Source organism: Streptomyces katrae, assembly GCF_000717655.1.
Lineage (GTDB): Bacteria > Actinomycetota > Actinomycetes > Streptomycetales > Streptomycetaceae > Streptomyces > Streptomyces katrae_B.
This window is the reverse complement of sequence record NZ_JNZY01000015.1, coordinates 16602-42696: the sequence shown is the minus strand read 5'-3', so window position 1 is coordinate 42696 and position 26095 is coordinate 16602. Positions and strand designations below refer to the sequence as shown.

Below are 26095 nucleotides of genomic sequence, written 5' to 3'. Positions count from 1 at the left end.
CGGCGTCGTCACTTGAGCCTGCTGGAGGCCAGGATCGACACCAGGTGCAGCACCGTCTGGAGCATGGCGATGCCGGCGAGCACGGCGACGCCGAGCCGGGAGAAGAACAGGTCGCCCCGCATCTGGTCCAGGACGGCCAGCACCAGGATGAGCAGCGAGGCCTCGATGCCGAGGACGAGCCGGTGGAACTTCAGCGCGGACGCCGCCCGGCGGGCGAGCGCCATGCCGGAGGAGCGCGGCTCGGCGGCGGCTTCCGCGACGGGCTCCTTGCCGGTCTGGTGGCGGGCGACGCCGACCAGGTCGGTCTCGGCCTTGATCAGGATGGCGCCGAGGGCCGCGAGGGTGCCCAGGAAGGCCCACAGCCAGTCGATCCGTCCGGTGCCCCACAGGTCGCTGGCGCGCAGGCCGAAGCCGACGAGGACCGCTGCGTCGCAGAGGTACGCGCCCACCCGGTCCAGGTAGACCCCGGAGAGCGAGAACTGCTTCTTCCAGCGGGCGACCTCGCCGTCGACGCAGTCGAGCAGCAGGTACATCTGGACGCAGACCACGCCGAGGACGGCGCCCCAGATGCCCGGCACGAGCAGCGCCGGGGCGGCCAGGACACCGGCGAGGGTCATCACGTAGGTCAGCTGGTTGGGCGTGACCTTGGTGTTCACCAGGACGCGGGTGATGCGCAGGGAGATCTCCCGCATGTACAGGCGACCGCCCCAGTGCTCGCCACTGCGCCGGTCCTTGACGCCCGGCGGGTGAACGACGGGCCGGAGTTCAGCTACGGATGGTCTTGGCATAGTCGGCGTAAGCGTCCCTGATCTCGGCTGCGGACAGATTGAGGTGCTCCAGGATCGTGAAGCGTCCCGGACGGGTCTGGGGGGCGTACTCGACGGCCGCGACGAACTCGTCCACGCTGAACCCGATCTCGGCGGGCAGCACGGGCAGCCCGTGGCGGCGCATCGAGTCGACGAAGAGCCCGGACTGCTCCTTGGCGCCGCGCAGGTACATCGCGAAGGCGGCGCCGATGCCGACCTGCTCGCCGTGCAGCGCGGAGCGCCCGGGGTAGAGCAGGTCGAAGGCGTGGCTGATCTCGTGGCAGGCGCCGGACGCCGGCCGGGTGTCGCCGCTGATCGACATGGCGATGCCGGTGAGCACCAGGGACTCGGCGAGGACCGTGAGGAAGTCGTCGTCGCCGCAGCCGCCGGGGTGGCGCAGGACGGCCTCGCCGGCCGTACGGGCCATGGCGGCGGCCAGGCCGTCCACGGGTTCCCCGGTGATCTTGTGCGAGAGCTCCCAGTCGGCGATGGCCGAGATGTTGGAGAGCGCGTCGCCGATGCCGGAGCGGACGAACCGCACCGGGGCGTCGCGGATCACGTCGAGGTCGATGACCATCGCGATCGGCGTGGGCACGCCGTAGGAGCCGCGGCCGTTGTCGTTGTCGAGCGTGGCCACCGGCGAGCAGATGCCGTCGTGGGCCAGGTTGGTGGCGACGGCCACCATGGGCAGCCCGACCCGCGCCGCGGCGTACTTGGCCACATCGATGATCTTGCCGCCGCCCAGGCCGACGACGGCGTCGTAGCGACGGCCCTTTATGTCGTCGGCGAGCTTGACGGCGGAATCGATGGTGCCGTCGACGACCGGGTACCAGTCGGCGTGCGGCAGTACGGGTTCCAGCTTGGTGCGCAGCACCTGGCCGGAGCCGCCGCTGATCGCGATCGCCAGCTTCCCGGACGCCGAGATCCGCTGGTCGGCCAAGAGGCCGGCCAGGTCGTCCATGGCGCCGCGGGTGATGTCGACGACGACCGGGGAGGGGATGAGCCTCGTCAGTACTGGCATGCGATCGTCCGGCCCTTGGCGAGGTCGTCGTGGTTGTCGATCTCGACCCACTTGACGTCGCCGATGGGGGCCACGTCGATGACGAAGCCGTCGTTGACGAGCTGCTGGTAGCCGTCCTCGTAGTACAGGTCGGGGTCGCGCTCGAAGGTGGTCTTCAGCGCCTCGGCCAGCGCCTCGGCGGCCTCCGGCTCGATGAGCGTGACGCCGATGTACTCGCCGGTGGCGTCGGACGGCTCCATGAGCTTGGTGATCTTCTGCACGCCCTCGGCGCCGTCGACGACGACCTTCATCTCCTCGTCGGCCAGGTTCTTGACCGTGTCGAGGGCGAGGATGATCTTCTGGCCGTTGCCGCGGGCGTCGAGCAGGGTCCGCTCGACGGAGACCGGGTGGACGGTGTCGCCGTTGGCGAGGATCACGCCCTGCTTCAGGACGTCACGCGCGCACCACAGGGAGTAGGCGTTGTTCCACTCCTCGGCCTTGTCGTTGTCGATCAGCGTGATCTTGACGCCGTACTTGGCCTCCAGGGCCTCCCGGCGCGCGTAGACGGCTTCCTTGCGGTAGCCGACGACGATCGCGACCTCGGTGAGGCCGACCTCGGCGAAGTTGCCGAGGGTGAGGTCCAGCACGGTCAGGCTTTCCTCGTCGCCTTCGGGGCCGACGGGCACGAGGGCCTTGGGCAGGGTGTCGGTGTAGGGACGCAGGCGGCGTCCGGCACCGGCAGCGAGTACAAGGCCGATCATGCTGGTTCTCCTTCGTCATGTACGGCGGGTGCCCCGGAGGAGACCCAGAAGCGGATGCTCTCCACGAGCACCACGAGTGCCACGAACACGGCCAGGGCCGTGAGCGCGACGGGGAACGCGTCACGGGGCAGGACGGCGGCCAGGACCACGGTCAGCAGGACCCGGCCCTCATGTCCGCCGATCGTCCACACCAGCCACCTCGGCGGTGCGCCGGAGCCGCCGCGGATGCGGTAGACCGTGTCGTAGTGATGGTAGGCGACCGCCGCGACCAGTCCGAATGCAGCCGGAAGGGCTCCGGGGACGTCCGCCTTGACAGCGAGCACCAGGACGGTCACGTACTCGGCGCACCGCAGCAGCGGCGGGACGAGCCAGTCCAGTGCCCCCTTGAGGGGGCGGGAGACGGCCGCACCGGTGGCTATGGCGTAGAACACCGCGGTCCCGGCGAGCCAGGGCGCGCCGAACCCGCTGCGCAGGGCGCCGCCGACGATCAGCACGGTGCCGGCGAGGGTCATCAGCAGCGGGGCGACGGGACGTCCCTTGGCCAGCGCTGCGGCGACCGAGGCCAGCGGGCCGGAGTCGGCGAGGTCGGCCAGCGCCTGGGCGGCCCGGTCGGTGCGCCTGGCCTTGCGGGTCAGCGAGCGGAGCACCCGGCCGGCGGTGGTGTAGAGGGCGCCGAAGGCGCAGCCGACGAGCAGGGCGTAGAACACGATGCGGGGGCTGGTGGCCGCGGTGAGCACCGCGATCATGGCCCAGCGCTCACCGATCGGCAGGATGATCATCCGCCGGACCCAGACCGTCCAGCCGACGCTGTCGAGCTTGTCGGACAGGGCCGCGGTGGGGCTCGTATTGGCCGTGGCGTCGTGGTTGGCCTCGTTGAAGGAGAAGTCCACGACATGGCGGCAGGTCATGAGGATCATCGCGCCGAGCGCGAGGGCCCAGACGTCGTCGCCGTTCCTGGCCGCGCCGAGGGCGAGGCCCGCGTAGAAGGAGTACTCCTTCGCGCGGTCGAAGGTCGCGTCGAGCCAGGCGCCCATCGTCGAGTACTGCAGCGAGTAGCGGGCGAGCTGCCCGTCCGTGCAGTCCAGGACGAAGGAGACGAGGAGGAGCACGCCGGCGGCGACGTAGCCCCAGCGCTCGCCGGTGGCGGCGCAGCCGGCCGCGATCAGCGCGGTGATCAGGGAGGCGGTGGTGACCTGGTTCGGGGTCAGACCGCGGCGCGCGCACCAGCGGGCGATGTAGCGCGAGTACGGGCTGATGAAGAAGGTGGTGAAGAACCCGTCGCGGGACTTCACGGCGGTGCGCAGGCGCACGGCCTCGTCGTCGACGGCGGCGACGGCGGCGTCCGCCGCGGCGCGCTCCGCCCCGGTGGCGGGGACGGCGGCGACCAGGGTGCCGAGCTCGGGGCGCTGGACGGTGGTCCCGGCGGCCTCGACGGCGGCGGCGAGCCGGTCCGCGTACGGGCCGTCGCCCTCCGCCGGGAGGGCCGCGGCCTTGTCCAGGGCCGCACGGGCGCCCGGCTGGACGGCGAGGGCGCCGGTCACGGCGCAGGCGTCGAAGCGCGGGTCGGTCAGCGCGAGCCGCAGCGCGTGGACGTGCCCGACGAAGGCGCTGTCGACGACGGCGACGCGCTGGTCGGCGGGTACGCCGGCCAGCACCGCGGCGGTGTCTTCAGGGCCGGCCGCCGGGCGGACGTCGAAGCCGAGGGAGCGCAGCTCGTCCGTGAGCGGTGATCCGGGGACCGGCAGGCCGGTGAGGATGACGGTCGACAGACGAACTCACTCCTTGCAGCGAACACTGGACGGCCGCCTGGTGGGGGCGGCGGCACGTCGGCAGAGGCTATCGGATGAGAGGAAGCCGGGGTTCACCACCCGTTTACTCCCCGATAAGCCGAATATTCCGGGGCCCGGGGCCCTGGCGCGATCATCATTGACGATCACGTCCGGATACCACAAACCGCCGGGCGTCCGGCCAGGCCTGATCACACCGATCCGCCGCGTCTGCCGGAGCCCCTCCCCCAAGGGTTCACGTTGACCGACACCACTGGTGACAAGAACAACGGTGACAAGAACAACACCGGCAGCACCGACAGCGTCTGGCGCACCCGGCCCGAGACCCCCGCCGACGCGGCCGCCGTACGCTCCGTCAACCTGGCGGCGTTCGCGACCCCGCTGGAGGCGGATCTCGTGGACGCGCTGCGCACGGACGCCTCCTGGCTGCCGGGACTCTCGTACGTGGCCGAGGGCCCGGACGGCTCGGTGGCGGCGCACGCCCTGCTGACCCGCTGCGAGGTCGACGGGGTCCCGGCCCTCGCCCTGGCTCCGGTCGCGACCCGTCCCGAGCACCAGCGCTCGGGCGCCGGCAGCTCCGTCGTCCGGGCGCTGCTCGCGGCGGCGAAGGAGCAGGGAGAGGCGCTGGTCCTGGTCCTCGGGCACCCCGCGTACTACCCGCGCTTCGGCTTCGTACCGGCTTCGCGGTACGGGATCCGGGCGCCGTTCGAGGTTCCCGGCGAGGCGATGACGGCGCTGGTGCTGGACGCATCCGCGCCCGTCCCGGAGGGCACGATCGCCTACCCGGCGCCCTTCGGGATCTGACCGCAGGTGTGATCTGCCTCTCGCCGCTTACCACGCGGCGGGGGCAGACATGCGCGGATCGCCGAAGTGGGGACAAGCCTCTTTTGTACGGCAGACTGAAGGCCGAAGTCCGAAGCGAAGGATGGGTATGCCGACCACACCAGCCACCGCCGCGAACACCGCGTCCCCCGGCACCGGCACTCAGGAACCGATCATGCTCGAACTGGTCGATGAGTCCGGCAACACCATCGGCACGGCGGAGAAGCTCTCCGCCCACCAGGCGCCCGGCCTGCTGCACCGGGCCTTCTCCGTGTTCCTCTTCGACGAGCAGGGCCGCCTGCTGCTCCAGCAGCGCGCCCTCGGGAAGTACCACTCCCCCGGCGTCTGGTCGAACACCTGTTGCGGCCACCCCTACCCCGGGGAGTCGCCGTTCGCGGCGGCGGCCCGGCGGACCCACGAGGAGCTGGGCCTGTCGCCCTCGCTGCTCGCGGAGGCGGGGACCGTCCGCTACAACCACCCGGACCCCGCGTCCGGTCTCGTGGAGCAGGAGTACAACCACCTGTTCGTGGGACTGGCGCAGGCGCAGCTGCAGCCGGACCCCGAGGAGGTCGGCGACACCGCTTTCGTCACCGCCGAGGAGCTGGCCAAGCGGCACGCCGAAGCACCCTTCTCCGCCTGGTTCATGACCGTGCTGGATGCGGCCCGGCCCGCGATCCGGGAACTGACCGGTGACGCCGCGGGCTGGTAGCCCGTACGCGGCGACGGCCGGCCCCGGACCTCGGGGTCCCGGCCTCGGGATCCCGGCCTCGGGATCCCGGCCTCGGGATCCCGGCCTCGGGATCCCGGCCTCGGGATCCCGGCCTCGGGGCGGCTCAGACCGAGGGGGTCCGCGCGGCCGGCGTGGTCGGCGTGGTGAGCGGCAGGGCCGCCCAGATGACCTTGCCGCCCGTCGAGGTGTGCTCGACGTCGCAGACCCCGCCGGACTCCCGCGTGACCTCGCGCACCAGGAGCAGGCCCCGGCCGCCGGTCTGGCCGAAATCCGCCTCCAGCGCCTTGGGGCGGTACGGGTGGTTGTCCTCGACGGCCACCCGTACCCACTCCCGGCCGATGGCGACCTCGACCGCGACCTCCGGCGACAGCAGAGCCGCGTGCCGGACCGAGTTCGTCACCAGTTCGGAGACGATCAGCAGCAGGGAGTACACCAGGTCCCGGTGGGCCGGGACGCCCTGGCGGCCGAGCAGGTCGCGGACGGCGCGGCGGGCCTGGGGAACGGATTCTTCTACAGCGGGCACGGTGAACCGCCACACGCCTTCGTACGCGAGGGGGCCGGCCGGGGCCTCCGGCTCACCCTCCCTGGCTGGCGGGACGCTCCCGCTGACATCCATCTTCCGGCCCCCGTCTTCACGCTCGATCGTCTCCACGCGTCCAGAGTGGGGAACGGGCTGGTCCGGACCGGACCCCTGACCAGAAGTCAGCGTCAATCGGACGCTTTCTGACCGTTGGCGTATGACAGCGTCAGTTGTGCGACTGTTCCTGATCTTCTGCGGGACCCTTCTCGGCCGCGACACCCGCCCTGCCGGAGGCCGCCGGGACCTCGTCTTCCCTGACCAAGCCCGGAATGGCCGGGCGCTCATGCCCAGCGCCGGCAGGCCCAGCCCGTCGAACAGGAAGGCGAGGGAGATGAACGTTCCGATCATCCCTTGATCAGAGTTTCAGCCCGCCGGGATAGCATCCGGCGCATGGACGCAGCGCTCTTGCACACGGTCGCCGACGGGGTCGCCACGGTCGTCATCTCGCATCCCGCCAAGCGCAACGCCATGACCGCGGCGATGTGGCGGGCCCTCCCCGAGCTGCTGGACGGGCTCGCGGCCGACCCGGCCGTACGGGTGCTCGTCCTGACCGGGGCCGGCCCGACCTTCTGCGCGGGGGCCGACATCTCCTCACTGGCCGGGGACGAGGACCCGCAGGCGCTGGCCGTGGCGGCGGAGGAGGCCCTGGCCGCCTTCCCGAAGCCGACGCTCGCGGCGATCCGCGGATTCTGCGTGGGCGGCGGCAGCCAGCTGGCTGCGGCCTGCGATCTGCGCTTCGCCGAGGAAGGCGCGTCGTTCGGGGTGACCCCGGCGAGGCTGGGCATCGTCTACCCCGCCTCCTCGACCCGCCGGCTGGCTGCGCTCGTCGGCCCGGCGGTGGCCAAGTACCTGCTCTTCTCGGCGGAGTTGATCGACGCCGAGCACGCGTTGCGCGCGGGCTTCCTGAACGAGCTGCTGCCGTCCGGGCAACTGGACAAGCGCGTCGCGGACTTCGCCCGCATCCTGACCACCCGCTCGCAGCTGACCCAGGCCGCGGCCAAGGAGTTCGCGGACGGGCGGACGGACCGGGACGCGTACTGGGCGGAGCAGGCGGCCGGAAGCGGCGACACCGCGGAGGGCGTCGCCGCGTTCCTGGAACGCCGTACCCCGTCGTTCGGCTGGACTACCGGGGGTAGAGCGGGTTGACCGCGCGCAGCCGGGCCACGATCTCGGCCGGGGCCTTGTCCGGGGAGCCGGCGTCGTAGGGCGGCTGGGGGTCGTACTCGGTCATGAGCTGGACGGTCTGGGCGTACTCGTCCCCGGCGATGCGGCCGAGGAGGCCGAGGCCCATGTCGATGCCGGAAGACACCCCGGCGGCGGTGACGTACTTCCCGTCGTACACGACGCGCTCGCCGGTGGGTTCGGCGCCGAAGGCGGGCAGCCGGTCCAGGTAGAGCCAGTGGCCTGCGGCCCGCCGCCCCTCGAGCAGCCCGGCGGCGGCCAGCAGGAGCGAGCCGGTGCAGACGGAGGTCGTCCAGGTGGTGGTGGCGTCGACGGTGCGCAGCCAGTCGACGACGGCCGGGTTCTCCATCTGCAGCTCGGGGTGGGGCCCGCCGGGCACGATGACGATGTCGGGCCGGGTCACCTCGTCGAGCGCCTTGTCGGCGACGAGCGCGAGCGCCCCGTTGTCGGTCCGCACCGGTCCGGGCCGCTCGGATACGAACACGACCTCGGCGTCGGGATGCCTCCCGAGGGTGTCGAAGGGCCCGATGGCGTCGAGCGCGGTGAACCGGTCGTAGAGCAGGACTGCGATCTGCATGTTTCCTCCTGAGTGGTGGTGTACCTGCTGCGTGGTGCCGTAGCTGCTGAGCGGTGCCCGTACCTGCTGAGCGGTGATCTAGGTGGGGTCGGGACCGAAGCGGCGGCGGTATTCGGCCGGGGGCTGGCCCATGGCTTTCACGAAAGCCCGGCGGAGCGCCTCCGGGGTGCCGTAGCCGCAGGCGCGGGAGATCTGGGCCACCCCGTCCCCCGTGTCCTCCAGGAGGCGCCGCGCGTGCTCCACGCGTACCCGCTCCACGTAGCGGCCGGGCGTGACCCCCGTCTCCGCCTGGAAGGCCCGCGCGAAGTGCCGCGGCGAGAGCCGCGCCCGCGCCGCCAGGGACTCCACGCTCAGGTCCGCGCCCGGATGCTCCGTGATCCACTGCTGCACCTCCCGCAACGGATCCCGCTGCGCGGTCTGCGCCGCCAGCTGCGCGCTGAACTGCGCCTGGTTCCCGGGCCTGCGCAGGAACACCACCAGGTGCCGCGCGATGTCCAGCGCGAGCTCCCGGCCGTGGTCCTCCTCCACCAGCGCCAGCGCGAGGTCGATCCCCGCCGTGACCCCGGCCGAGGTGGCCACGCGGCCGTCCCGTACGTAGATCGGATCCGGTTCGACCGTCACCTTCGGGTAGTCCCGGGCCATCTGCTCGCACACGTACCAGTGCGTCGTGGCCCGCAGCCCGTCCAGCAGCCCGGCCTCGGCCAGCAGCAGCCCGCCCGTACAGACGGAGACCAGCCGCTGCGCGCCTCCCCCGTGCGCGCGCAGCCATGCGGTGAGCCGCGGCTCGAAATCCCCCCGGTACTGGCCTCCCGGCACCAGCACGGTGGTCTCCGGCCCCGGCCTCGCGCTCGCCAGGTCCCCGTCCGCCACCAGCGTGAGCCCACTGCTCGTCCGTACGGGCGCCCCATCCGGGGACACCGTGCGGATCGCATACCCCTCACCCGCCCGCCCCGGGAAGCGGGCGACGGCGGCGAACACCTCCACGGGCCCGGTCACGTCCAGGCTCTGCACGCCGTCGTAGAGGACGACGAGCACGTTTCGCAACGACATGACCCCATGGTGTGACGCGCGGTCGATGGCCGCAATGACGTCCATCCCACCTTTACGGCCACGGTCCGGCGGCGCGGAGGGGCGCGGATAGGATCGACGGACCATGACTGCAACCCTCGTCGCCAAGAACCTCACCGCCGCGCACGGTGAGCGCACGCTCTTCGCCGATCTCGACCTCGTCGTCGCGCCCGGCGACGTCATCGGCCTCGTCGGCGTCAACGGCGCCGGGAAGTCCACCCTGCTGCGCCTGCTCGCCGGACTGGACACGCCCGAGACCGGTGAGCTGCGGCTCTCCCCGCCCACCGCCGCCGTCGGCCACCTGCCCCAGGAGCCGGAACGGCGCCCCGAGGAGTCCGTCCGGGATTTCCTGGCCCGGCGTACCGGCGTCGCCGCCGCCCAGGCGGCGCTGGACGCGGCGACCCAGGGGCTGGTCGACGGGACCCCGGGCGCGGACGACGCGTACGCGACGACGCTGGACCAATGGCTGGACCTCGGCGGCGCCGACCTCGACGAGCGGGCCCAGGAGGTCGCCGACGAGCTCGGGCTGGCCGTCAGCCTCGACCTGCCGATGACCGCGCTGTCCGGCGGCCAGGCGGCCCGCGCGGGCCTCGCCTCGCTGCTGCTCTCCCGCTACGACGTCTTCCTGCTCGACGAGCCGACGAACGACCTGGACCTGGAGGGTCTCGAGCGCCTCGAGCAGTTCGTGAAGGGCCTGCGCGCCGGCACGGTCGTGATCAGCCACGACCGCGAGTTCCTGGCCCGGACCGTCACCAAGGTCCTCGAACTGGACCTGGTCCAGCAGCAGATCAACCTCTACGGCGGCGGCTACGACGCGTACCTGGAGGAGCGCGAGCGGGCCCGTACGCACGCCCGCGAGGACTACGACGAGTACGCGGGCAGGAAGGCGGCCCTGGAGGGCCGCGCCCAGATGCAGCGCAACTGGATGGACAAGGGCGTCCGCAACGCCCGCCGCAAGGCGAGCGACAACGACAAGATCGGCAAGAACCTGCGCGGCGAGTCCAGCGAGAAGCAGGCTGCCAAGGCCCGCCAGACGCAGCGCGCCATCGAGCGGCTCGAGGTCGTCGACGAGCCCCGCAAGGAGTGGGAGCTGCGCATGGAGATCGCGGCGGCTCCGCGCTCCGGCTCGGTCGTCGCCACGCTGAACGAGGCGGCCGTCCGGCGCGGGGACTTCACCTTCGGCCCGGCCAGCCTGCAGATCGACTGGGCGGACCGGGTGGCGATCACCGGCGCCAACGGCGCGGGCAAGTCCACGCTGCTCGCCGTCCTGCTCGGCCGGCTGGCGCCCGACTCGGGTGCGGCCACGCTCGGTTCGGGTGTGCTGATCGGCGAGGTGGACCAGGCGCGCGGGCTCTTCCTCGGGGACGAGCCGCTGCTGGAGGCCTTCTGTGCGGCCGTACCGGACACCGAGCCGGCCGAAGTACGGACCCTGCTGGCCAAGTTCGGCCTGAAGGCCGTGCACGTGCTGCGCCCGGCGGCGACGCTGTCCCCCGGCGAGCGCACCCGGGCGGCCCTGGCGCTGCTCCAGGGCCGCGGGGTGAACCTGCTGGTGCTGGACGAGCCCACGAACCACCTCGACCTTCCGGCGATCGAACAGCTGGAGTCGGCCCTGGAGGCGTACGAGGGCACCCTGCTGCTGGTCACGCACGACCGCCGGATGCTGGATGCGGTGCACGTGACCCGCCGCCTGGAGGTCGTGGACGGCAAGGTCACCGAGCTCTAGGCCGTCTCTACTGCTGCGGCGCCCGGCGCTTTCGGGGCAGCCTCTCGGCCACGAAGCCGCGCGGCAGGTGCCGGGCGGCGAGCGCGTACGCCCGGTAGCGGCGGCCGGTGATGCTCACCGGCCGGCGCAGGGCCAGGTCCCGCAGGGCCTTGGCCACCACGGCCTCGGGCTCGAGCCACACCGCCTCGCGCAGGGCGCTGACGTCCATCCCGGCCCGCGCCTGGAACTCGGTGCGGGTGAACCCGGGGACCACCGCGAGCACCCGGACCCCGTAGGGCGCCATGTCCACCCGCAGGGATTCGCTGAACGCGGTGACCCAGGCCTTGGCGGCCCCGTACGTCCCGGTCGGCAGCAGTCCGGCCACCGAGGAGACGTTCACCACCGCACCCCGGCGGCGCTCGCGCAGCCGCGGCAGCACGGCGTGGGTGAGCCGCAGCGGGACCTTCACCAGCAGGTCGAGCATCCGCTCCTCGTCCTCGACCGGGCTGTACGGGAACGGCGCGGGGAGCCCGAAGCCCGCGTTGTTGACCAGGATGTCCACGGGCCGGTCCCGGTCGGCCAGCCGCTCGGCGACGGCCGTGCAGTGCGCCTCGTCCAGCAGATCGGCGGGAAGCACCTCGCTGTCCGTGCCGAACTCCCGGCCGAGCTCGCGGGCCACGGCTTCGAGGCGGTCCTTGTCGCGGGCGACCAGGACGAGGTCGCAGCCCTTGGCCGCGAATCCGCGGGCGAAGGCGGCGCCGAGTCCGGCACTGGCCCCGGTGATCAGAACGGTGGTCAAGAGAACGTCACTTCCTACGGTTGTTCAGGGTCCAGGGTCCGGCTGCTCCTCAAGTCCCCAGCCCCTTCGCGGCGTTCAGGCGTTCCGCGGTGAAGTCCGTGGTCGCCGGCGAGCCGTAGGCCTGCGCCACGTCGACCAGGAACCGGGCCTCGTCGTCCAGGTCGCCGCCCTCGGCGGAGGTCTGCATCGCGGCCGGCAGCTCCCAGTCCGCCTCCTGCCCCGGCTGTCCGGGCCGTCCGGCGAGCTTCGCCTGCCGCGCCTCCTTCAGTACGCAGGCCAGCGCGGCCGCGGTGCGCCGCTGCTCGGGGATCCCGTGCCCGGTGACATGGCTGCGGGCGAGCTCCGGGACGCCGGGGGCGACGTACTCGCCGAGGATCAGGATCGCGTCGCGGGTCTCGATCACCTTGCGGTACACCAGCAGGTTGCGCGGGACCGGCGGCCACAGCAGCTCCACGACCCGGCCGGCCCGCGGCTTGGTGAGGGCGACGTGCGGGACGGCCTGGACCAGGTCGTGCCACAGCGGCCACAGCCGCCAGGCGGTGGCGATGTCGGCGCTCGTGCGGCGCAGGACGAACAGGGTCGGCACGAGGATCGCGGCGGCGCGCAGCAGGCCGTGCAGGTTCATCATCAGCGGCAGGGCGGGCATCGCCCAGGTGCTGCCGAACAGGGCCTTCAGGAGGTACACGAACCAGAACAGGCCGGCGAGCGCGGTGCCGAGGCCGAACAGCCGCAGCCCGGCGGCGAGTCCCCTGCTCTCGCTGCGGCGGCTGTAGCGCCAGCAGAGGGAGACGCAGGTGGTGTTGGCGAGGAGGTGCGCGGAGATCAGGAACAGCCAGTACGCCAGGGAGGGGACGGGATCGCCCTGCGGCGGAATGGTGTGCGTGCCGTGCGCGGGCGCGGCGGTGTCCAGCACCACGAGGACGGTCAGCCAGGCCGCCGTGCCCGTCCCGGCGGCGAGTTGGAGGACCCGGCCGCGGGTGGCGGCGGCGACGAAGTAGAGCACGGTGCCCGCCGAGAGCACGCCGATGAGGTTGCGGACGAGGCCGACGGTGTGCGCGTAGTGCGGGTCGCGCATCGCGTACGTGACGACGTCCGGGAGGTTCAGGGTCATCGCCGCGGCGGCGGTGGCGACGGCGAGCCACAGGCCGCGCTGCTGCGGGGAGCGCAGGGCGGCCGGGGCGCGCAGCAGGACCGCGATCCACAGGCAGACCACGCTGGGTACGGCGAGCCAGTCGCCGACGGCGGTGAGTTCAGCGGCGTCCACGGTCCCCCCGCCCGTAGCCCATGGCGGATTCCAGCCGGGCGAGGGTGCCGCGGGGGGCGGCTGCGGACTGCGGGCAGGGGCCCGTCGTGCGGATGCGGATCATGCTGGCGAGCATCTCCGCCTCCTGCTCCTGGCTGGTGGTGTAGTTGGTGCGGCCGAGGACGACCGGGGCCTGCCCGTCGGTGTCCTCCGCCTCCAGGGAGTGGTGGCCGAACAGGATGTGCCCGAGCTCGTGGAGCACGATGTGCTCGCGGTGGAGCGGGGTGGTCTGGGCCTCGTAGAAGACGTAGTCGACGGTGGCGGTGCCCACCCACAGCCCGCAGACCCCGGATTCCGCCGCCTCCTTGGGGAGCGGGTGCAGACGGATGGGGCGGCCCCGCTGCTCGGCGATCCGGTTGCACAGCCCCTCGAGGGAGAACGGATGCGTCAGATCCAGATGGCCGAGAATCTTCTCGCACCGTTTACGGAGGCTGGGTTGCGAGTGGGGCATGTGATCCCTCTTCGGACCCTTTCGCGGGCAGCGTCGGTAGGCGTGCGTGGGCATGGGCATGGCGTCCTGTGCCTTCAAGGCGGCCTCTGGGAGTGGGGTCCTGAGGGGAGAGACGGAAGCCCGCTCACCAGTCGGCGAACGGGCGTTCCACCATGCCTACAGATCTTGTACGGGAGTTCGCAAGGCAGCTGCCCGGCCGGGGTTCCGATTCGGCCACCCCGGAAGCCGGTCCGGCGCCCGCCGTTGGCTGCAAGACACTTCCTAGGGCCGGTCCTGCGTGCCGGTGCGGAGCACCAGCAGGGCGTAGCGCAGGGCCAGCAGGAACGCCGGTACGAGCAGGGCCAGGGGCAGGATGCTCCACTGCCCGAAGCCCGTGGCGAACAGGGCGACGGCGATGACGCCGAACACGACCGACGCGACGGCGGTGACGCCGAGGTTCGACAGGTTGCGCTCGCGCGGACGGGCCAGTTCGGCCTCCACGTGACGGCGTGCCGCGGCGAGGGCGGCCCGGCGGACGCGCTCGTTCTCCAGCAGCCGATGCCAGTTCTCGGGACCGACGCCCTCCAGGTGCGGGGGCATGGGGTGTTCGTCGGACCGTCCGGGTGCCGGTGTCGGCGGCGGGCGGGATTCGCCTGGATCCGGCGAGACCATCGGAAGCCTCCCTTACTTCAGTGCGTAGGAGGCGGCGAGGATGCGGGCGAGCGATTCCATGAGCGTCACGTGCGGATCGATGAAGTCCGCGAAGCGGGGTGCGTCGACCGAGAGTACGCCTATCTCCCGGGTGCCGTGAATGACGGGCACGGCGATGACCGCTTCGTATCCCGTGCCTGCGGGGATGAGGTAGGACCGCGTCACCTGGTCGCCGTCGATCCTGAAGGTCTTGCCGCCGCCCCCGAGGATCTCGTTCTTCATGTGCGCGGCCCCGACCGGGTCGATGACGTTCCTGGGCGGCCGGTACCCGGGATAGCTGGCCTCCAGCGTGAAACCGCCCGTGGCGGCGTCGTACAGGTAGAAACTGCACCGCGCGCGGGGGAGGTAGCTCGGCCCCAGCGGAGGAGCCGTGAGGTCGACCGCTCCGGCCAGGACCTCATCGAGGACGTCCTTGCGCAGGTCGTCCAGGTCGGAGACCGTCTGCGCGGGCAGCGAGGACGGGAGCGGGGCCGCGTCCGCGTACGACTCCGCGAGTGCCTTGATCTTCTCGCTCAAGGGGCGCAGCGTCGTCGTGTACAGCTGCGCCATCCCCGCCTCCGCCCGGATGGCCCGGTCCTCGGCCCTCTTCTTGCCCTTCTCCACCAGGCGCTTCTCGAAGTGGGTGATCAGGACGACGCCGAAGGCGGAGACGCCGGCTATGAGGGCCCACTGCCGCTTGTCGGCCCCTTGGGCCCCATCCGCCCATACGGAGACGACGGCGACAGCCACACCGAGGACGGCGGAGAAGAGCAGGAACAGGTAGTGGACGCCCCGCTCGGCCAGCCATTGCTTCATCCGTCCGTGCCACTCCCCGCTCGCGGATGGTCTGGGATCGCAGAATCCCATATTTCCCGCGTGGTGGCTGGGAGTTGACGTTCTGCGGGAAGTCCGCACCGCGGCTCCCCCGGCGCAACAGCCGGGGGAGCCGCGCGCCGGCCTACCGCTTGCGGCGGTCCTCCGGGGCGCCGGTGAGGCCGGCGCGGCGCAGGGCGTCCGCCATCGCGCTGTTGGCCGGGGCCGGGGAGCCACTGCCGCCCTGACGCTGGCCGGCCTGGCGCTGGCCGCCCTGGCCGCCGCCTTGGCCGCCACCCTGGCGCTGGCCGCCGCCCTGGCCGCCTCCGCGCTGCTGCGGGGGACGGCCGCCGCCGCGCCGGTCCTGCCGGTCCTCGCGCTGCCGGGGTGCGCCCGCCGAGCGGTCGGCCTCGTCCTCCAGCCGCAGGGTCAGCGAGATCCGCTTGCGCGGGATGTCCACGTCCAGGACCTTCACGCGGACGATGTCGCCCGGCTTGACCACGTCCCGCGGGTCCTTGACGAAGTTCTTCGACAGCGCCGAGACGTGGGCCAGCCCGTCCTGGTGGACGCCGATGTCGATGAACGCGCCGAACGCCGCCACGTTCGTGACCACGCCCTCCAGGATCATCCCGGGCGCCAGGTCGCCGATCTTCTCGACGCCCTCCTTGAAGGTGGCCGTCCTGAAGGCCGGCCGGGGGTCGCGGCCCGGCTTCTCCAGCTCGCGCAGGATGTCCGTCACGGTCGGCAGGCCGAAGGCCTCGGTGACGAACTGCTCCGGCCGCAGCGAGCGCAGTACGCCGGTGTTGCCGATCAGGGACGCCACCTCGCTGCCGGCCGTCTTGGCCATGCCCCGGACCAGCGGGTACGACTCGGGGTGCACGCTGGAGAAGTCCAGCGGGTCGTCCCCGCCCCGGATCCGCAGGAAGCCCGCGCACTGTTCGTACGCCTTCGGGCCGAGCCGGGCCACGTCCTTGAGCGCCTTGCGGCTGCGGAAGGGCCCGTTGGCGTCGCGGTGGGCCACGATGTTCTCGGCGAGTCCGCCGCTGATGCCGGACACCCGCGAGAGCAGGGGCGCCGAGGCGGTGTTGACGTCCACGCCGACGCCGTTCACGCAGTCCTCGACGACCGCGTCGAGCGAGCGCGAGAGCTTCACCTCGGAGAGGTCGTGCTGGTACTGGCCGACGCCGATCGACTTGGGGTCGATCTTGACGAGCTCGGCGAGCGGGTCCTGGAGGCGGCGGGCGATGGAGACCGCGCCGCGCAGCGACACGTCCATGCCGGGCAGTTCCTGCGAGGCGAAGGCGGAGGCCGAGTACACGGAGGCGCCCGCCTCGGACACCATCACCTTGGTGAGCTTCAGCTCGGGGTGGCGGGTGATCAGGTCCCCCGCGAGCTTGTCGGTCTCGCGCGAGGCGGTGCCGTTGCCGATGGCGATCAGCTCGACCGCGTGCTCCTTCGCGAGGCGGGCCAGCTTGGCGAGGGACTCGTCCCACTTGTTGGCGGGAACGTGCGGGTAGATCACGTCCGTGGCCACGACCTTGCCGGTGGCGTCCACGACGGCGACCTTCACGCCGGTACGGAAACCCGGGTCGAGGCCGAGCGTGGCCCGCGTGCCGGCCGGGGCCGCGAGCAGCAGGTCGCGCAGGTTGGCGGCGAAGACCCGGACCGCCTCGTCCTCGGCGGCGGCGCGCAGCCGCATCCGCAGGTCGATGCCGAGGTGCACCTGGATCTTCGTACGCCAGGCCCAGCGGACGGTGTCGGCCAGCCACTTGTCGCCGGGGCGGCCGCGGTCGGCAACCCCGAAGCGACGCGCGACCATGCCCTCGTACGTGGACGGTCCGGGCGTCTCGCTCGGCTCCTCGGGCTCCAGCGTGAGATCGAGGACGTCCTCCTTCTCGCCGCGCAGCATGGCGAGGACGCGGTGCGAGGGCAGCGCGGTGAAGGGCTCGGCGAAGTCGAAGTAGTCGGCGAACTTCGCGCCCGCCTCCTCCTTGCCCTCGCGGACCTTCGCGGCGAGCCGGCCGCGGCCCCACATGCGTTCGCGCAGCTCGCCGATCAGGTCGGCGTCCTCGGCGAACCGCTCGGTGAGGATGGCGCGGGCGCCCTCCAGGGCGGCGGCCGGGTCCGCGACGCCCTTGCCGGCGTCCACGAACGCGGCCGCGGCCACGGCCGGCTCCACCGACGGGTCGGCCAGCAGGCCCTCGGCGAGCGGCTCGAGGCCCGCCTCGCGGGCGATCTGCGCCTTGGTGCGCCGCTTGGGCTTGAACGGGAGGTAGATGTCCTCCAGCCGCGCCTTGGTGTCGGCCGCGTTGATCCGGGCCTCCAGCTCGGCGTCGAGCTTGCCCTGCTCCCGTACGGAGTCCAGGACCGCCGCGCGCCGGTCCTCGAGCTCGCGCAGATACCGCAGCCGCTCCTCGAGGGTGCGCAGCTGGGCGTCGTCGAGCATCTCGGTCGCTTCCTTGCGGTAGCGCGCGATGAACGGCACGGTGGAGCCGCCGTCGAGCAGCTCGACGGCGGCCTTGACCTGCCGCTCCCGTACGCCGAGCTCCTCGGCGATCCTGCCTTCGATGGACATCGTCACGATCGGGTCCCGCCTGCCTTCGTTTGCACTGGAAGGCTGCCAATTGTGGCAGGTGGCGGTGACGGGGTCCGGGAGCCCCGCGCCCGGGCCCGCGCCCCGCTTCCTCAGGCCTTGCCGAAGGCGTCGGCGGGGAAGGCGCCGGCGGCGAAGGCCTTCATGACGAATCCGCCGCCGAGTTCGGCGAGCCGGGCGAGGCCGTCCGCGCCGAGGTGCTCGTACGGGGCTGCGTCGAGGCGATCGGTGTCGGTCTCGAGGCGCTCGCGTACGGCCTTGCCCTCCTCGGTGAGCTCACCGCCGGCGTCGAGGATCCCGCGCTCGCGCAGCCGGTCGGCGGCGGCGTCGAGGTCGGCCTGCTCCCAGCCGCGGATCGCCTTGATCCACTTCGGGGTCATGCCGCGGCCGGTGGCGGTGTGGCTGACCAGGGCCTCCAGCGGGTCCAGCCCGGCGAGCAGCAGGGCGGCGAGGTGGCCGTCGCCGCGGTGCTCGCGCAGCAGGGTGGTGGCGTGCCACAGGCGCAGGTGCGGCTCCTCGGGTACGGGGAGGTCGGCGTGGGCGGCGTAGAGGGTCCGGGCGTGCCGGCTGCAGCCCTCGGTGGCGCGCAGGGCGAGGTCGGCGGCCTCGGCGATCTCGGGGGACTCGACGGTCTCGTCGCCGAGCAGCCGGCGCAGGGTGCTGTCGGCGGCGCGCAGCCGGGCGTCGAGAGCCTGCTCGGGGGTGATCGTGTCCCAGACGGCGGGCAGGTGCCGGGCGACGAAGTCGTGGCGGTAGTTGTAGAAGGTGGCGGTGACCGTCCCGGCCCCGACGGCGCCCATGGCGGCGGACCGCGAGGCGAGGTTCACGGCGGGCCGCTCGGTGACCCCGAGGGCGGCGAACTCCTTGCCCAGGTCGGGCGAGAAGTAGATGGTCGCGTGCAGCGGGTTGATCGCCGCATGCCAACAGTTGCGGGCGGCGCGCGCAGGAATCGTCATACGGGTCAGGTTACCGACCGCTCAGTATGTCGGGTAGTCCGGGTCGCTCGCCGGACCGTGAAGGAAACGTGCGGGCGGAGAGGGACGCATGGCCGGCGCACAGCTGCCGTGCATAAGATCGAGCCGATGCCCACGGGGAGGCGTGAACATGTCAGATGATCAGGTGGCGGACCTTCAGGTCGGCATGCGGTTGAACCAGGTACCGGTCGAGCCGGGAACGTCGGCGGGTCCGACCGGGCCGGCCGCACCGAAGGGGCCGATGGGGCCGTTCGTTCCGGGCGGGTCCGGGGACTTCGCTTCGACGCCGGCCCAGAAGAAGGCCGCGGCGGGCACGATCGAGACCGAGCTGGAGCCGAACACCAAGAAGGCCGCCGAGCACGCGGACGCGGACACCGGCACCGCCCAGAAGGGTTTCGAGGGCTGGGAGACGGCCGCCGGCCTGAAGAAGGTGGCGGACACCTGGGACCAGCAGGTGAAGAACCTGATGGGCCGCCTGGCAGCGGAGAAGACCGCACTGCGCGGCGCCTCGGGTCTGTTCGCCCGCAACGACACCGGCATCGGCAACCAGTTCCTCGCGACACCGTCGAAGCTGCACGGAATATAGGGGCCGAACGGCCTCCGGCCGCGAGCACTTTCTGGCCTTTCTTCGGCACTTCGGCGCCCCGCGAACCGGCGGTACGCGCACCCTGATCCGGCTCTTCGGAGACGGTGGGCCCCGGCTGTGCCGCAGCCCGGGCCCGGTGCGGCCGCCGGTCCGTGACGGCCGAATGGCGATCGTGTGACAGCAGGGGCCATGGACATGACGTGGGGGGTCAGGCGTGAATACGGTCGGACGACAAGGCCTTGATCGGAACTGACTCCCTACCACTTGGAGCCCTTCGTGCACCGCAAAGTCATCGCCCCGAGCGTGCTCGCCGCTTCCCTCCTGCTGGTGATCCCGGCGTCGGCGGCGAGTTCGGTCCAAGGGGCCCCGGGTATCGGTGATCCCTACTACCCGGCCAGCGGCAACAGCGGATACGACGTGTCCCACTACGACCTGCGCCTGCAGTACCAGCCGAAGACGGACCTGCTGGAGGGCACCGCCACCCTGCTGACCACCGCCAGGCAGGACCTCTCCCGCTTCAACCTGGACTTCGGCCTGAAGGTCAGCGAGATCCGGGTCAACGGCGCCAAGGCGAAGTTCGCCACCTCCGGGGACCACGAGCTGGAGGTGACCCCCGCCCAGCCGCTGCAGAAGGACAAGCCGGCGAGCGTCGTCGTCAAGTACGCAGGAAAGCCCTCGGAGTTCAAGATCGACGGCTGGTCGGCCTGGCAGCGCACCCCGGACGGCGGTGTCGCGGCGCAGGAGCCCGACTCGGCCGTCTGGTGGTTCCCGAGCAACGACCACCCGCTCGACAAGGCCACGTTCGACATCTCGGTCAACGTCCCCGACGGCACCCAGGCCATCAGCAACGGCGTGCTCCAGTCGCAGAGTTCCCGGCTCGGCTGGACCCGGTACAACTGGCGCTCGAACAAGCCGCAGGCCACGTACCTCGCCACCCTCGCCATCGGCAAGTTCGACGTCACCACCGACAAGACGGCGAGCGGCCTGCCCGTCCTCAACGCGTACAGCAAGGACCTCGGCGACAACGCGGGCGCGGCGCGCGCGAGCGTGGAGCGGACCGGCGAGGTGGCCGAGTGGCTGGAGGGGGTCTTCGGGCCGTACCCCTTCAACGCGCTGGGCGGCTACGTGCCGAACGTGCCGTCGGGCTTCGCGCTGGAGACGCAGACCCGGCCGTTCTACAGCCCGAAGCAGTTCTCGAACGGCGCCAACGTCTCGGTGGTCGTGCACGAGCTGGCCCACCAGTGGTACGGCGACAGCGTGTCGGTCGACGGCTGGAAGGACATCTGGATCAACGAGGGCTTCGCCCGCTACAGCCAGTGGCTGTGGTCGGAGAAGGAGGGCGAGGGCACCGCGCAGGAGCTCGCCGACTGGGCGTACGGCCTGCGCGCGGCGGACGACCCGTTCTGGCAGGTCAAGCCGGGCGACCCGGGCCCGGACAACCAGTTCCACGGAGCCGTCTACGACCGCGGCGCGATCGCCCTGCAGGCGCTGCGCAACGAGATCGGCGACGAGAAGTTCTTCCGGATCCTCAAGGGCTGGCCGACCGAGCGGGCCTACGGCAACGCCAAGGTCGGGGACTTCGTCCGGTACGCGGAGAAGGTGTCGGACAAGCCGCTGGCCCAGCTGTTCGAGACCTGGCTGTACACCCCGGGCAAGCCGGCGTTCACCGCGCCCGCGGCCGCCTCGTCCTCGACCGCCCGGTCCCTCAAGGCCCCCGCCGCGAAGCCGGTGGAGCCGAAGTCCTGGAAGAAGATCGCCGAGACGAACACGATCCACGAGCACTGATTCCAGGCCGTACGGCGGTTTCCGGTCGTAACGACGCTTCCGGGTCGTACGAGGACCCGCGCGCCGGTACCCGTCACAGGGTGCCGGCGCGCCACCGCTCCCGCGCCGCCCGCGCGATGGGCAGGTACCGCAGCCGTTCCGGCAGCAGCGGCACGAGGAGCCGTACGGCCGTGCTGAACCGCCGGAGCCTGCGCTCCTGGGCCGGGCTCCACTCCAGCCCGATGGCGGCGCGCGCGTCGGGCGGCATGTACCCGGCGGTGACGAAGGCCCGGAAGTGCAGGAACGCCGCCCGGAGTACCGGCCAGGTGAGCCGCAGCAGCAGCCGCACCGGCAGGGAGCCGCCCGTGGGCCGGGGCAGCGGCACGTCCGTGGCGACCAGCTCGCGGGCGACCTTGGTCGGCTCGATCTCCTCGGCCAGCATCCGGCGGTAGTAGACCCAGTACTCCTCGATGCTCTGCGGCATATCCCGGTCACGGACGCCGAGGATCCGGCCCACCTGGAGCCACTCCCGGTACAGCTGCCGCTCCTGGGCGGGGGTGAAGCGGCGCAGCAGGTAGCGCCCCGCGTACAGGTAGACCGGGAAACCGGTGGCGTGCACCCAGGAGTAACAAGCGGGGTCGAGGGAGTGGTAGCGCCGGCCCCGGGTGTCGGTGCCCTGGATCTCCTTGTGCAGGCGGCGTACCCGGCGGCCCTCCTCGGCGGCCTCCTGCCCGCCGTACACCCACAGCTGGACGGAGCGCAGCGAGCGCTCGCCGCGCCCCCAGGGGTCGGTACGGAAGACCGAGTGTTCGTCGACGCCGGCCCCGATCGCGGGGTGGGCGACCTGCATGGTGAAGGCGGCGGGCAGCATCAGCAGGGCCCGGATGTCGCCGGAGATGGTCCAGAGCACCCCGCCGGGCGCCGGCGGCTCGGGGTCGGTGCGGCGCGCGGCCGTCGGTCCCGCCGGTCCCGTCGACCCCGTCGGTCCGGGTGCGGGAAGCCCTGTTTCGCTCATGGTTCCAGTATGCGAGGCCAGACGTCGGCTCCCGGACAGAAAGTCTTGTCACGGGTGTTACCCAGAGGTAACCGCGGCTGCTTGGATGACGGAGTCGATCTCCCCCCTGCAGGAATGATGGAGACCTCATGCTGCACACCAAGCTCCGCCTGGGCCGGGCCGCCGCCGCGGCCGTTGCGGCGATCGCCGTCGGCGCGCCGGCCGCCACCAGCGCGCCGGCCGCCTCGGCCGCGGAGAGCACCGCGGCCCCGCGGCTCAGCGTCCTGACGTACAACGTGTTCCTGATGAGCAAGAACCTCTACCCCAACTGGGGTCAGGACCACCGCGCTTCGGAGATCCCCAAGGCGTCCTACTTCCAGGGCCACGACGTGGTCGTGCTCCAGGAGGCCTTCGACAACGGCGCCTCGGACGCCCTGAAGTCCAACGCCTCGGCGCAGTACCCGTACCAGACCCCGGTCGTCGGCCGCAGCAAGAGCGGCTGGGACGCCACGGGCGGCGCGTACTCCTCCACCACCCCCGAGGACGGCGGCGTCACGGTCCTGAGCAAGTGGCCGATCATCCGCAAGGAACAGGTCGTCTACAAGGACGCCTGCGGCGCCGACTGGTGGTCCAACAAGGGCTTCGCCTACGTCGTGCTGGACGTCAACGGCACCAAGGTCCACGTGGTCGGCACCCACGCGCAGTCCACCGACCCGGGCTGCGGCGCGGGTGAGGCGGCGGACATGCGCGCCCGCCAGTTCAAGGCGATGGACGCCTTCCTGGACGGCAAGAACATCCCGGCGAACGAGCAGGTCATCGTCGCCGGTGACATGAACGTCGACTCCCGCACCCCCGAGTTCGCGTCGATGCTCGCCCATGCCGACCTGGCGAACTCCGACTCGCGCACGGGTCACCCGTACTCCTTCGACACCGCGCTGAACTCCATCGCGAACTACCGCTACCCGGCCGACCCGCGCGAGGACCTGGACTACGTCCTCTACCGCAAGGGCAACGCCCGCCCGGCGGGCTGGGAGAACAACGTGGTCAAGGAGCAGTCGGCGCCCTGGACGGTGTCCAGCTGGGGCACCTCGTACACGTACACCAACCTCTCCGACCACTACCCGCTGATCGGCCGGTAGTCCGCGCTCCGCGGGTGCCCCCGCGCGACGGGCATCCGCGGGTCCGCCTCCGTACGCAGGAAGTCGGCGACGTCCTTGCCGTGGACGCGCTCCGCCTCGGCCGGCAGGCCGAGTTCACTCCTCACGGCTGAAACGGGGCTCCGGCATCCTCCCGCCCTCGTCCGGCGGGCGGCGCTGCGCCCACCGGACGGGGTCATCCGGGCTAGGGGGTGTCCGGCGAGCCCGCGTACGGGCCCTCCTGCGCGTCCGGGTAAGGCTCCTCGTACGGCTCCTCGTACAGCCCGTCGATCAGGGCGCCGTACTTCTCCCGGACCACTCGGCGGCGCAGCTTCAGCGACGGGGTGAGCTCCCCGGACCCGGGGCCCCACTCCTCCGTCAGGAGCCGGTACCGCTTGATCTGCTCGGTCCGGTTGAGCCGGGCGTTGGCGGCCTCGACCGCGCGGGCGATCTCCTCCCGTACGGCCGGGTGGGCCGCGAGATCGGCGAGCGAGCCGGCCTCGATGCCGCGGGCCGCCGCCCACGCCGGGGCCAGCTCCCCGTCAAGCACCAGCAGGGCGACGAGGTAGGAGCGCCCGTCGCCGTGCACCAGGGCCTGGCCGATCAGCGGATGCTCCTTGACGGTGTTCTCCACCAGCGCCGGCGAGACGTTCTTGCCGTTCGAGGTGATGATGAGTTCCTTCTTGCGGTCGGTCAGCCAGAGGAACCCCTCCTCGTCGAGCCGGCCGATGTCCCCGGTGGGGAACCAGCCCTCGGCGTCGTGCGCGCTCTCCACCGAACCGTCGGGCCGCAGGTAGCCGCCGAAGACGGTCCCGCCCCGCGTGAGGATCTCCCCGTCCTCCGCGAGCCGCAGCTCCAGCCCCTCGATCGGGCGTCCCACCGAGCCCAGCCGGAACCCGTCCGGGCTGTTGACCGTGCACACGCCCGAGGTCTCGGTGAGCCCCCAGGCGTCCATGATGGTGATCCCCCAGCCCGCCCAGAACCGCACCACGTCGATCGGCATCGGCGCGGTGGCGCTGGCCGTCCACTGCAGCCGGTCCAGCCCGGCCAGGCCCAGCAGCGGGTCCAGCACCTGCTCCTTGGCCCGGGCGTACGAGGCTTCGAGCGCGGCCGGGATCTGCTCGCCGCGCTCGCGGTGGCCGGCCCGGGCGCGGGCGAGGTCGTTCGCGGCCTCGATGGCGTCCCGCTGCGCGGCCGGAAGCTGCGCGAGCACGGCCCGTACGGACGCGGCGAGCTTCTCCCACACCCGGGGCACGCCGAAGAACTGCACCGGGTGCAGCTCGCGGACGGCACTGCCCACGGCGGCGGGGTCGGCGACGAGCCGGACGTGGGCGGCCCGCAGCAGCGGGAGGTAGATGCCGAGGATCCGCTCGGCGATGTGCGCGAACGGCAGGTAGCAGATGTGCTCGGCGTGCTCGGGCAGGTCCACGCGCCGGTCGAGGCGGACGGACTGGAGCATGATGTTGCGGTGGGTCAGCCGGACGCCCTTGGGGTCTCCGGTGGTGCCGGAGGTGTAGACGACGGTCAGCGGGTCCTCGGGGCGGGTCTCCTGCCAGGACTTCTCGAAGGCGTCGGGGCGGTGCGTACGGGCGCCGCTCGCGTGCAGGGAGCCGTACGTGTGGTGCGTACCCGCATCGGCGGCCTCGGCCACGACCAGCCGCTCCAGCGGCACCCGCCCGTCGGCGAGCAGCGGTTCCCACCGGGCCAGCTCGCGGGCGCCCTCGAGGACGGCGACCCGGGCGCGGCTGTGACGGGCGATGTGGGCGATCTGCTCGGGTGCGGAGGTCCCGTACACGGTGACGGGGACGGCGCCGAGGTGGACGAGGGCGAGGTCGCTGAGCCAGTGCTCGGGGCGGTTCCCCATCATGATCAGGACGTGTTCGCCGCGTTCGACGCCGAGGGCGGCGTATCCGGAGGCGAGGACGGCGACCTTGCGGCGGACCTCGGTCCAGCTGAGGGTCGTCCAGCCGTCGCCCCCGCGCCAGGAGAGGGCGGGGAGATCCCCGTACTCGGCGGCGTTGCGCGCCAGCAGCGCGGGGAGGGTGAGCTCTTCGGGTCGTCCGGGCAGTCGCAGTTTCGTGGTCATGGGCAGCTCCTGGCCGTTTCACATCGTTGGTGCGACAGCAATACTGTTGAACCCAAGCTGTGGAGCAGAGAGCGAGGCGCAGACGATGGCCGACCAGGCACCCGAGCCGATGCTCACAGTGGACGAGCTGGCGGCCAGGGCGGGCGTCACCGTGCGCACCGTTCGTTTCTACAGCACGCGCGGGCTTTTGCCCCCTCCCGTGATCGGCCCTCGTCGGGTGGGGCACTACGGGCCGGAACACCTGTCCCGGCTGGCGCTGATCGAGGAACTGCAGCACCAGGGCATGACCTTGTCCGCCATCGAGCGCTATCTCGACGCGCTGCCCGACGACCTGAGCGCTCACGACCTGGCCATCCACCGCGCGATGGTGTCCAGTTGGGCTCCGGACGCGCCCCAGGAGGTGTCGCGGGAGGAGCTGGAGAAGCGGGCCGGGCGCACCCTGACGGACACGGACGTCCGGCGGCTGACGGCGATGAACGTGCTGGCGCCGGCCCCGGAGGGATTCCGGGTGGACGTGGGGCTGCTGCGGCTGGGGGTCGCGCTGCTCGACGTACCGATCTCGCACGAGACGATCCTGGTGGCGCGCAAGGTACTGCTGGAGCACGCCCGGACGGCGGCACACCAGCTGACGGCGCTGTTCCGGGACGAGGTGTGGGGGCCGTTCACGGAGGGCGAGAGCGATCCGGAGCGGGTGGAGTCGATGAAGGCGCTGTCGGCGCACATGCAGCCGATGGTGGTGCAGGCGCTGGTGACCGCGTTCCAGCGGTCGCTGAAGGAGGAACTGCGGGCGGCGTTCGTCTCGCAAGAGCAGCCCCGCGCGTAGTGCACCCCGGAGGGACCGGTCCCCGCCGAGCGGGGCCGGTCCGTTCTGGGTACGGTGAAAAGAGAAGCTTCGTGCCGGGCCGGTCCACC

25 protein-coding genes are annotated in these 26095 nt (G+C 72.0%); 8 read left to right on the top strand and 17 right to left on the bottom strand.

What is annotated here, in order from left to right; translation table 11 throughout:
- Positions 1–8: 8 nt before the first annotated feature.
- The 4 genes from IF09_RS0119710 to IF09_RS0119695 are packed head-to-tail and all read right to left on the bottom strand — an operon-like array spanning position 9 to position 4336.
- Positions 9–788, bottom strand: coding sequence for a CDP-alcohol phosphatidyltransferase family protein (locus tag IF09_RS0119710; protein WP_030297459.1), 780 nt, complete (start codon positions 786–788; stop codon positions 9–11).
- Positions 766–1827, bottom strand: coding sequence for an iron-containing alcohol dehydrogenase family protein (locus tag IF09_RS0119705; RefSeq protein ID WP_030297457.1), 1062 nt, complete (start codon positions 1825–1827; stop codon positions 766–768). Before IF09_RS0119705 ends, IF09_RS0119710 begins: the two co-directional genes overlap by 23 nt.
- Positions 1815–2567, bottom strand: a complete 753-nt coding sequence (locus IF09_RS0119700; protein WP_030297455.1) for a sugar phosphate nucleotidyltransferase — start codon at positions 2565–2567, stop codon at positions 1815–1817. Before IF09_RS0119700 ends, IF09_RS0119705 begins: the two co-directional genes overlap by 13 nt.
- Positions 2564–4336 (bottom strand): DUF5941 domain-containing protein, encoded by a 1773-nt coding sequence (locus IF09_RS0119695; RefSeq protein WP_030297453.1) that lies wholly within the window; start codon positions 4334–4336, stop codon positions 2564–2566. The genes IF09_RS0119700 and IF09_RS0119695 overlap by 4 nt, the downstream gene beginning before the upstream one ends.
- 258 nt (positions 4337–4594) lie before the next feature.
- Between IF09_RS0119695 and IF09_RS0119690 the strand changes: the two genes are divergently transcribed.
- Positions 4595–5158: a GNAT family N-acetyltransferase gene (locus tag IF09_RS0119690; protein WP_051832653.1), complete on the top strand. Its 564-nt coding sequence runs from the start codon at positions 4595–4597 to the stop codon at positions 5156–5158.
- A gap of 127 nt (positions 5159–5285) precedes the next feature.
- Positions 5286–5885: an isopentenyl-diphosphate Delta-isomerase gene (idi, locus tag IF09_RS0119685; protein WP_030297450.1), complete on the top strand. Its 600-nt coding sequence runs from the start codon at positions 5286–5288 to the stop codon at positions 5883–5885.
- Positions 5886–6009: 124 nt separating this feature from the next.
- Here the strand turns inward: idi and IF09_RS0119680 are convergent, their stop codons facing one another.
- On the bottom strand, positions 6010–6558 hold the full coding sequence (locus tag IF09_RS0119680) for an ATP-binding protein (RefSeq protein ID WP_037635436.1): 549 nt from the start codon (positions 6556–6558) through the stop codon (positions 6010–6012).
- A gap of 318 nt (positions 6559–6876) precedes the next feature.
- Between IF09_RS0119680 and IF09_RS0119675 the strand changes: the two genes are divergently transcribed.
- Positions 6877–7632: an enoyl-CoA hydratase/isomerase family protein gene (locus IF09_RS0119675; protein WP_030297446.1), complete on the top strand. Its 756-nt coding sequence runs from the start codon at positions 6877–6879 to the stop codon at positions 7630–7632.
- On the opposite strand, the gene IF09_RS0119670 is transcribed toward IF09_RS0119675, so the two are convergent.
- Positions 7610–8245, bottom strand: a complete 636-nt coding sequence (locus tag IF09_RS0119670) for a DJ-1/PfpI family protein (protein WP_030297445.1) — start codon at positions 8243–8245, stop codon at positions 7610–7612. The two genes, IF09_RS0119675 and IF09_RS0119670, sit on opposite strands and share 23 nt — an antisense overlap.
- Positions 8246–8323: 78 nt before the next feature.
- Positions 8324–9295: a GlxA family transcriptional regulator gene (locus tag IF09_RS0119665; RefSeq protein WP_030297443.1), complete on the bottom strand. Its 972-nt coding sequence runs from the start codon at positions 9293–9295 to the stop codon at positions 8324–8326.
- Between the two features lie 103 nt (positions 9296–9398).
- Between IF09_RS0119665 and IF09_RS0119660 the strand changes: the two genes are divergently transcribed.
- Positions 9399–11036, top strand: a complete 1638-nt coding sequence (locus IF09_RS0119660) for an ABC-F family ATP-binding cassette domain-containing protein (RefSeq protein ID WP_030297441.1) — start codon at positions 9399–9401, stop codon at positions 11034–11036.
- 7 nt (positions 11037–11043) lie between these two features.
- Here the strand turns inward: IF09_RS0119660 and IF09_RS0119655 are convergent, their stop codons facing one another.
- From IF09_RS0119655 to IF09_RS0119625, 7 genes are all read right to left on the bottom strand, one after another.
- Entirely contained in the window at positions 11044–11814 is a 771-nt protein-coding gene (locus IF09_RS0119655; RefSeq protein WP_030297439.1) for an SDR family NAD(P)-dependent oxidoreductase, read from the bottom strand.
- A 49-nt stretch (positions 11815–11863) separates the two neighbouring features.
- The gene (locus IF09_RS0119650; RefSeq protein ID WP_051832651.1) at positions 11864–13078 is read right to left on the bottom strand and encodes an MAB_1171c family putative transporter; all 1215 of its coding nucleotides are present in this window, start codon (positions 13076–13078) and stop codon (positions 11864–11866) included.
- Positions 13065–13568: an ImmA/IrrE family metallo-endopeptidase gene (locus IF09_RS40400; protein WP_037635433.1), complete on the bottom strand. Its 504-nt coding sequence runs from the start codon at positions 13566–13568 to the stop codon at positions 13065–13067. Before IF09_RS40400 ends, IF09_RS0119650 begins: the two co-directional genes overlap by 14 nt.
- Before the next feature lie 261 nt (positions 13569–13829).
- Positions 13830–14147 (bottom strand): hypothetical protein, encoded by a 318-nt coding sequence (locus tag IF09_RS0119640; protein WP_030297431.1) that lies wholly within the window; start codon positions 14145–14147, stop codon positions 13830–13832.
- A gap of 84 nt (positions 14148–14231) precedes the next feature.
- Entirely contained in the window at positions 14232–15053 is an 822-nt protein-coding gene (locus IF09_RS0119635) for a GAF domain-containing protein (RefSeq protein WP_030297425.1), read from the bottom strand.
- 142 nt (positions 15054–15195) lie between these two features.
- The gene (locus tag IF09_RS0119630) at positions 15196–17631 is read right to left on the bottom strand and encodes a Tex family protein (RefSeq protein ID WP_030297423.1); all 2436 of its coding nucleotides are present in this window, start codon (positions 17629–17631) and stop codon (positions 15196–15198) included.
- A 104-nt stretch (positions 17632–17735) separates the two neighbouring features.
- Positions 17736–18599: an SCO6745 family protein gene (locus IF09_RS0119625; protein WP_030297422.1), complete on the bottom strand. Its 864-nt coding sequence runs from the start codon at positions 18597–18599 to the stop codon at positions 17736–17738.
- A 148-nt stretch (positions 18600–18747) separates the two neighbouring features.
- Here IF09_RS0119625 and IF09_RS0119620 point away from each other — a divergent pair, with 148 nt between their 5' ends.
- Positions 18748–19203 (top strand): hypothetical protein, encoded by a 456-nt coding sequence (locus IF09_RS0119620; protein WP_030297421.1) that lies wholly within the window; start codon positions 18748–18750, stop codon positions 19201–19203.
- Between the two features lie 276 nt (positions 19204–19479).
- Positions 19480–20988, top strand: coding sequence for a M1 family metallopeptidase (locus tag IF09_RS0119615; protein ID WP_030297419.1), 1509 nt, complete (start codon positions 19480–19482; stop codon positions 20986–20988).
- A 73-nt stretch (positions 20989–21061) separates the two neighbouring features.
- Here IF09_RS0119615 and IF09_RS0119610 read toward each other — a convergent pair whose 3' ends face one another.
- Positions 21062–21982: an oxygenase MpaB family protein gene (locus IF09_RS0119610; protein WP_030297417.1), complete on the bottom strand. Its 921-nt coding sequence runs from the start codon at positions 21980–21982 to the stop codon at positions 21062–21064.
- 128 nt (positions 21983–22110) lie between these two features.
- Here IF09_RS0119610 and sph point away from each other — a divergent pair, with 128 nt between their 5' ends.
- Positions 22111–23100, top strand: a complete 990-nt coding sequence (gene sph / locus IF09_RS0119605; RefSeq protein WP_030297415.1) for a sphingomyelin phosphodiesterase — start codon at positions 22111–22113, stop codon at positions 23098–23100.
- Here the strand turns inward: sph and IF09_RS45695 are convergent.
- On the bottom strand, positions 23079–23225 hold the full coding sequence (locus tag IF09_RS45695; RefSeq protein WP_158710008.1) for a hypothetical protein: 147 nt from the start codon (positions 23223–23225) through the stop codon (positions 23079–23081). The genes sph and IF09_RS45695 overlap by 22 nt on opposite strands.
- Before the next feature lie 77 nt (positions 23226–23302).
- On the bottom strand, positions 23303–25183 hold the full coding sequence (locus IF09_RS0119595; protein WP_234321070.1) for an AMP-dependent synthetase/ligase: 1881 nt from the start codon (positions 25181–25183) through the stop codon (positions 23303–23305).
- Between the two features lie 85 nt (positions 25184–25268).
- Here IF09_RS0119595 and IF09_RS0119590 point away from each other — a divergent pair, with 85 nt between their 5' ends.
- On the top strand, positions 25269–26006 hold the full coding sequence (locus tag IF09_RS0119590; protein ID WP_030297407.1) for a MerR family transcriptional regulator: 738 nt from the start codon (positions 25269–25271) through the stop codon (positions 26004–26006).
- Positions 26007–26095 lie beyond the last annotated feature (89 nt).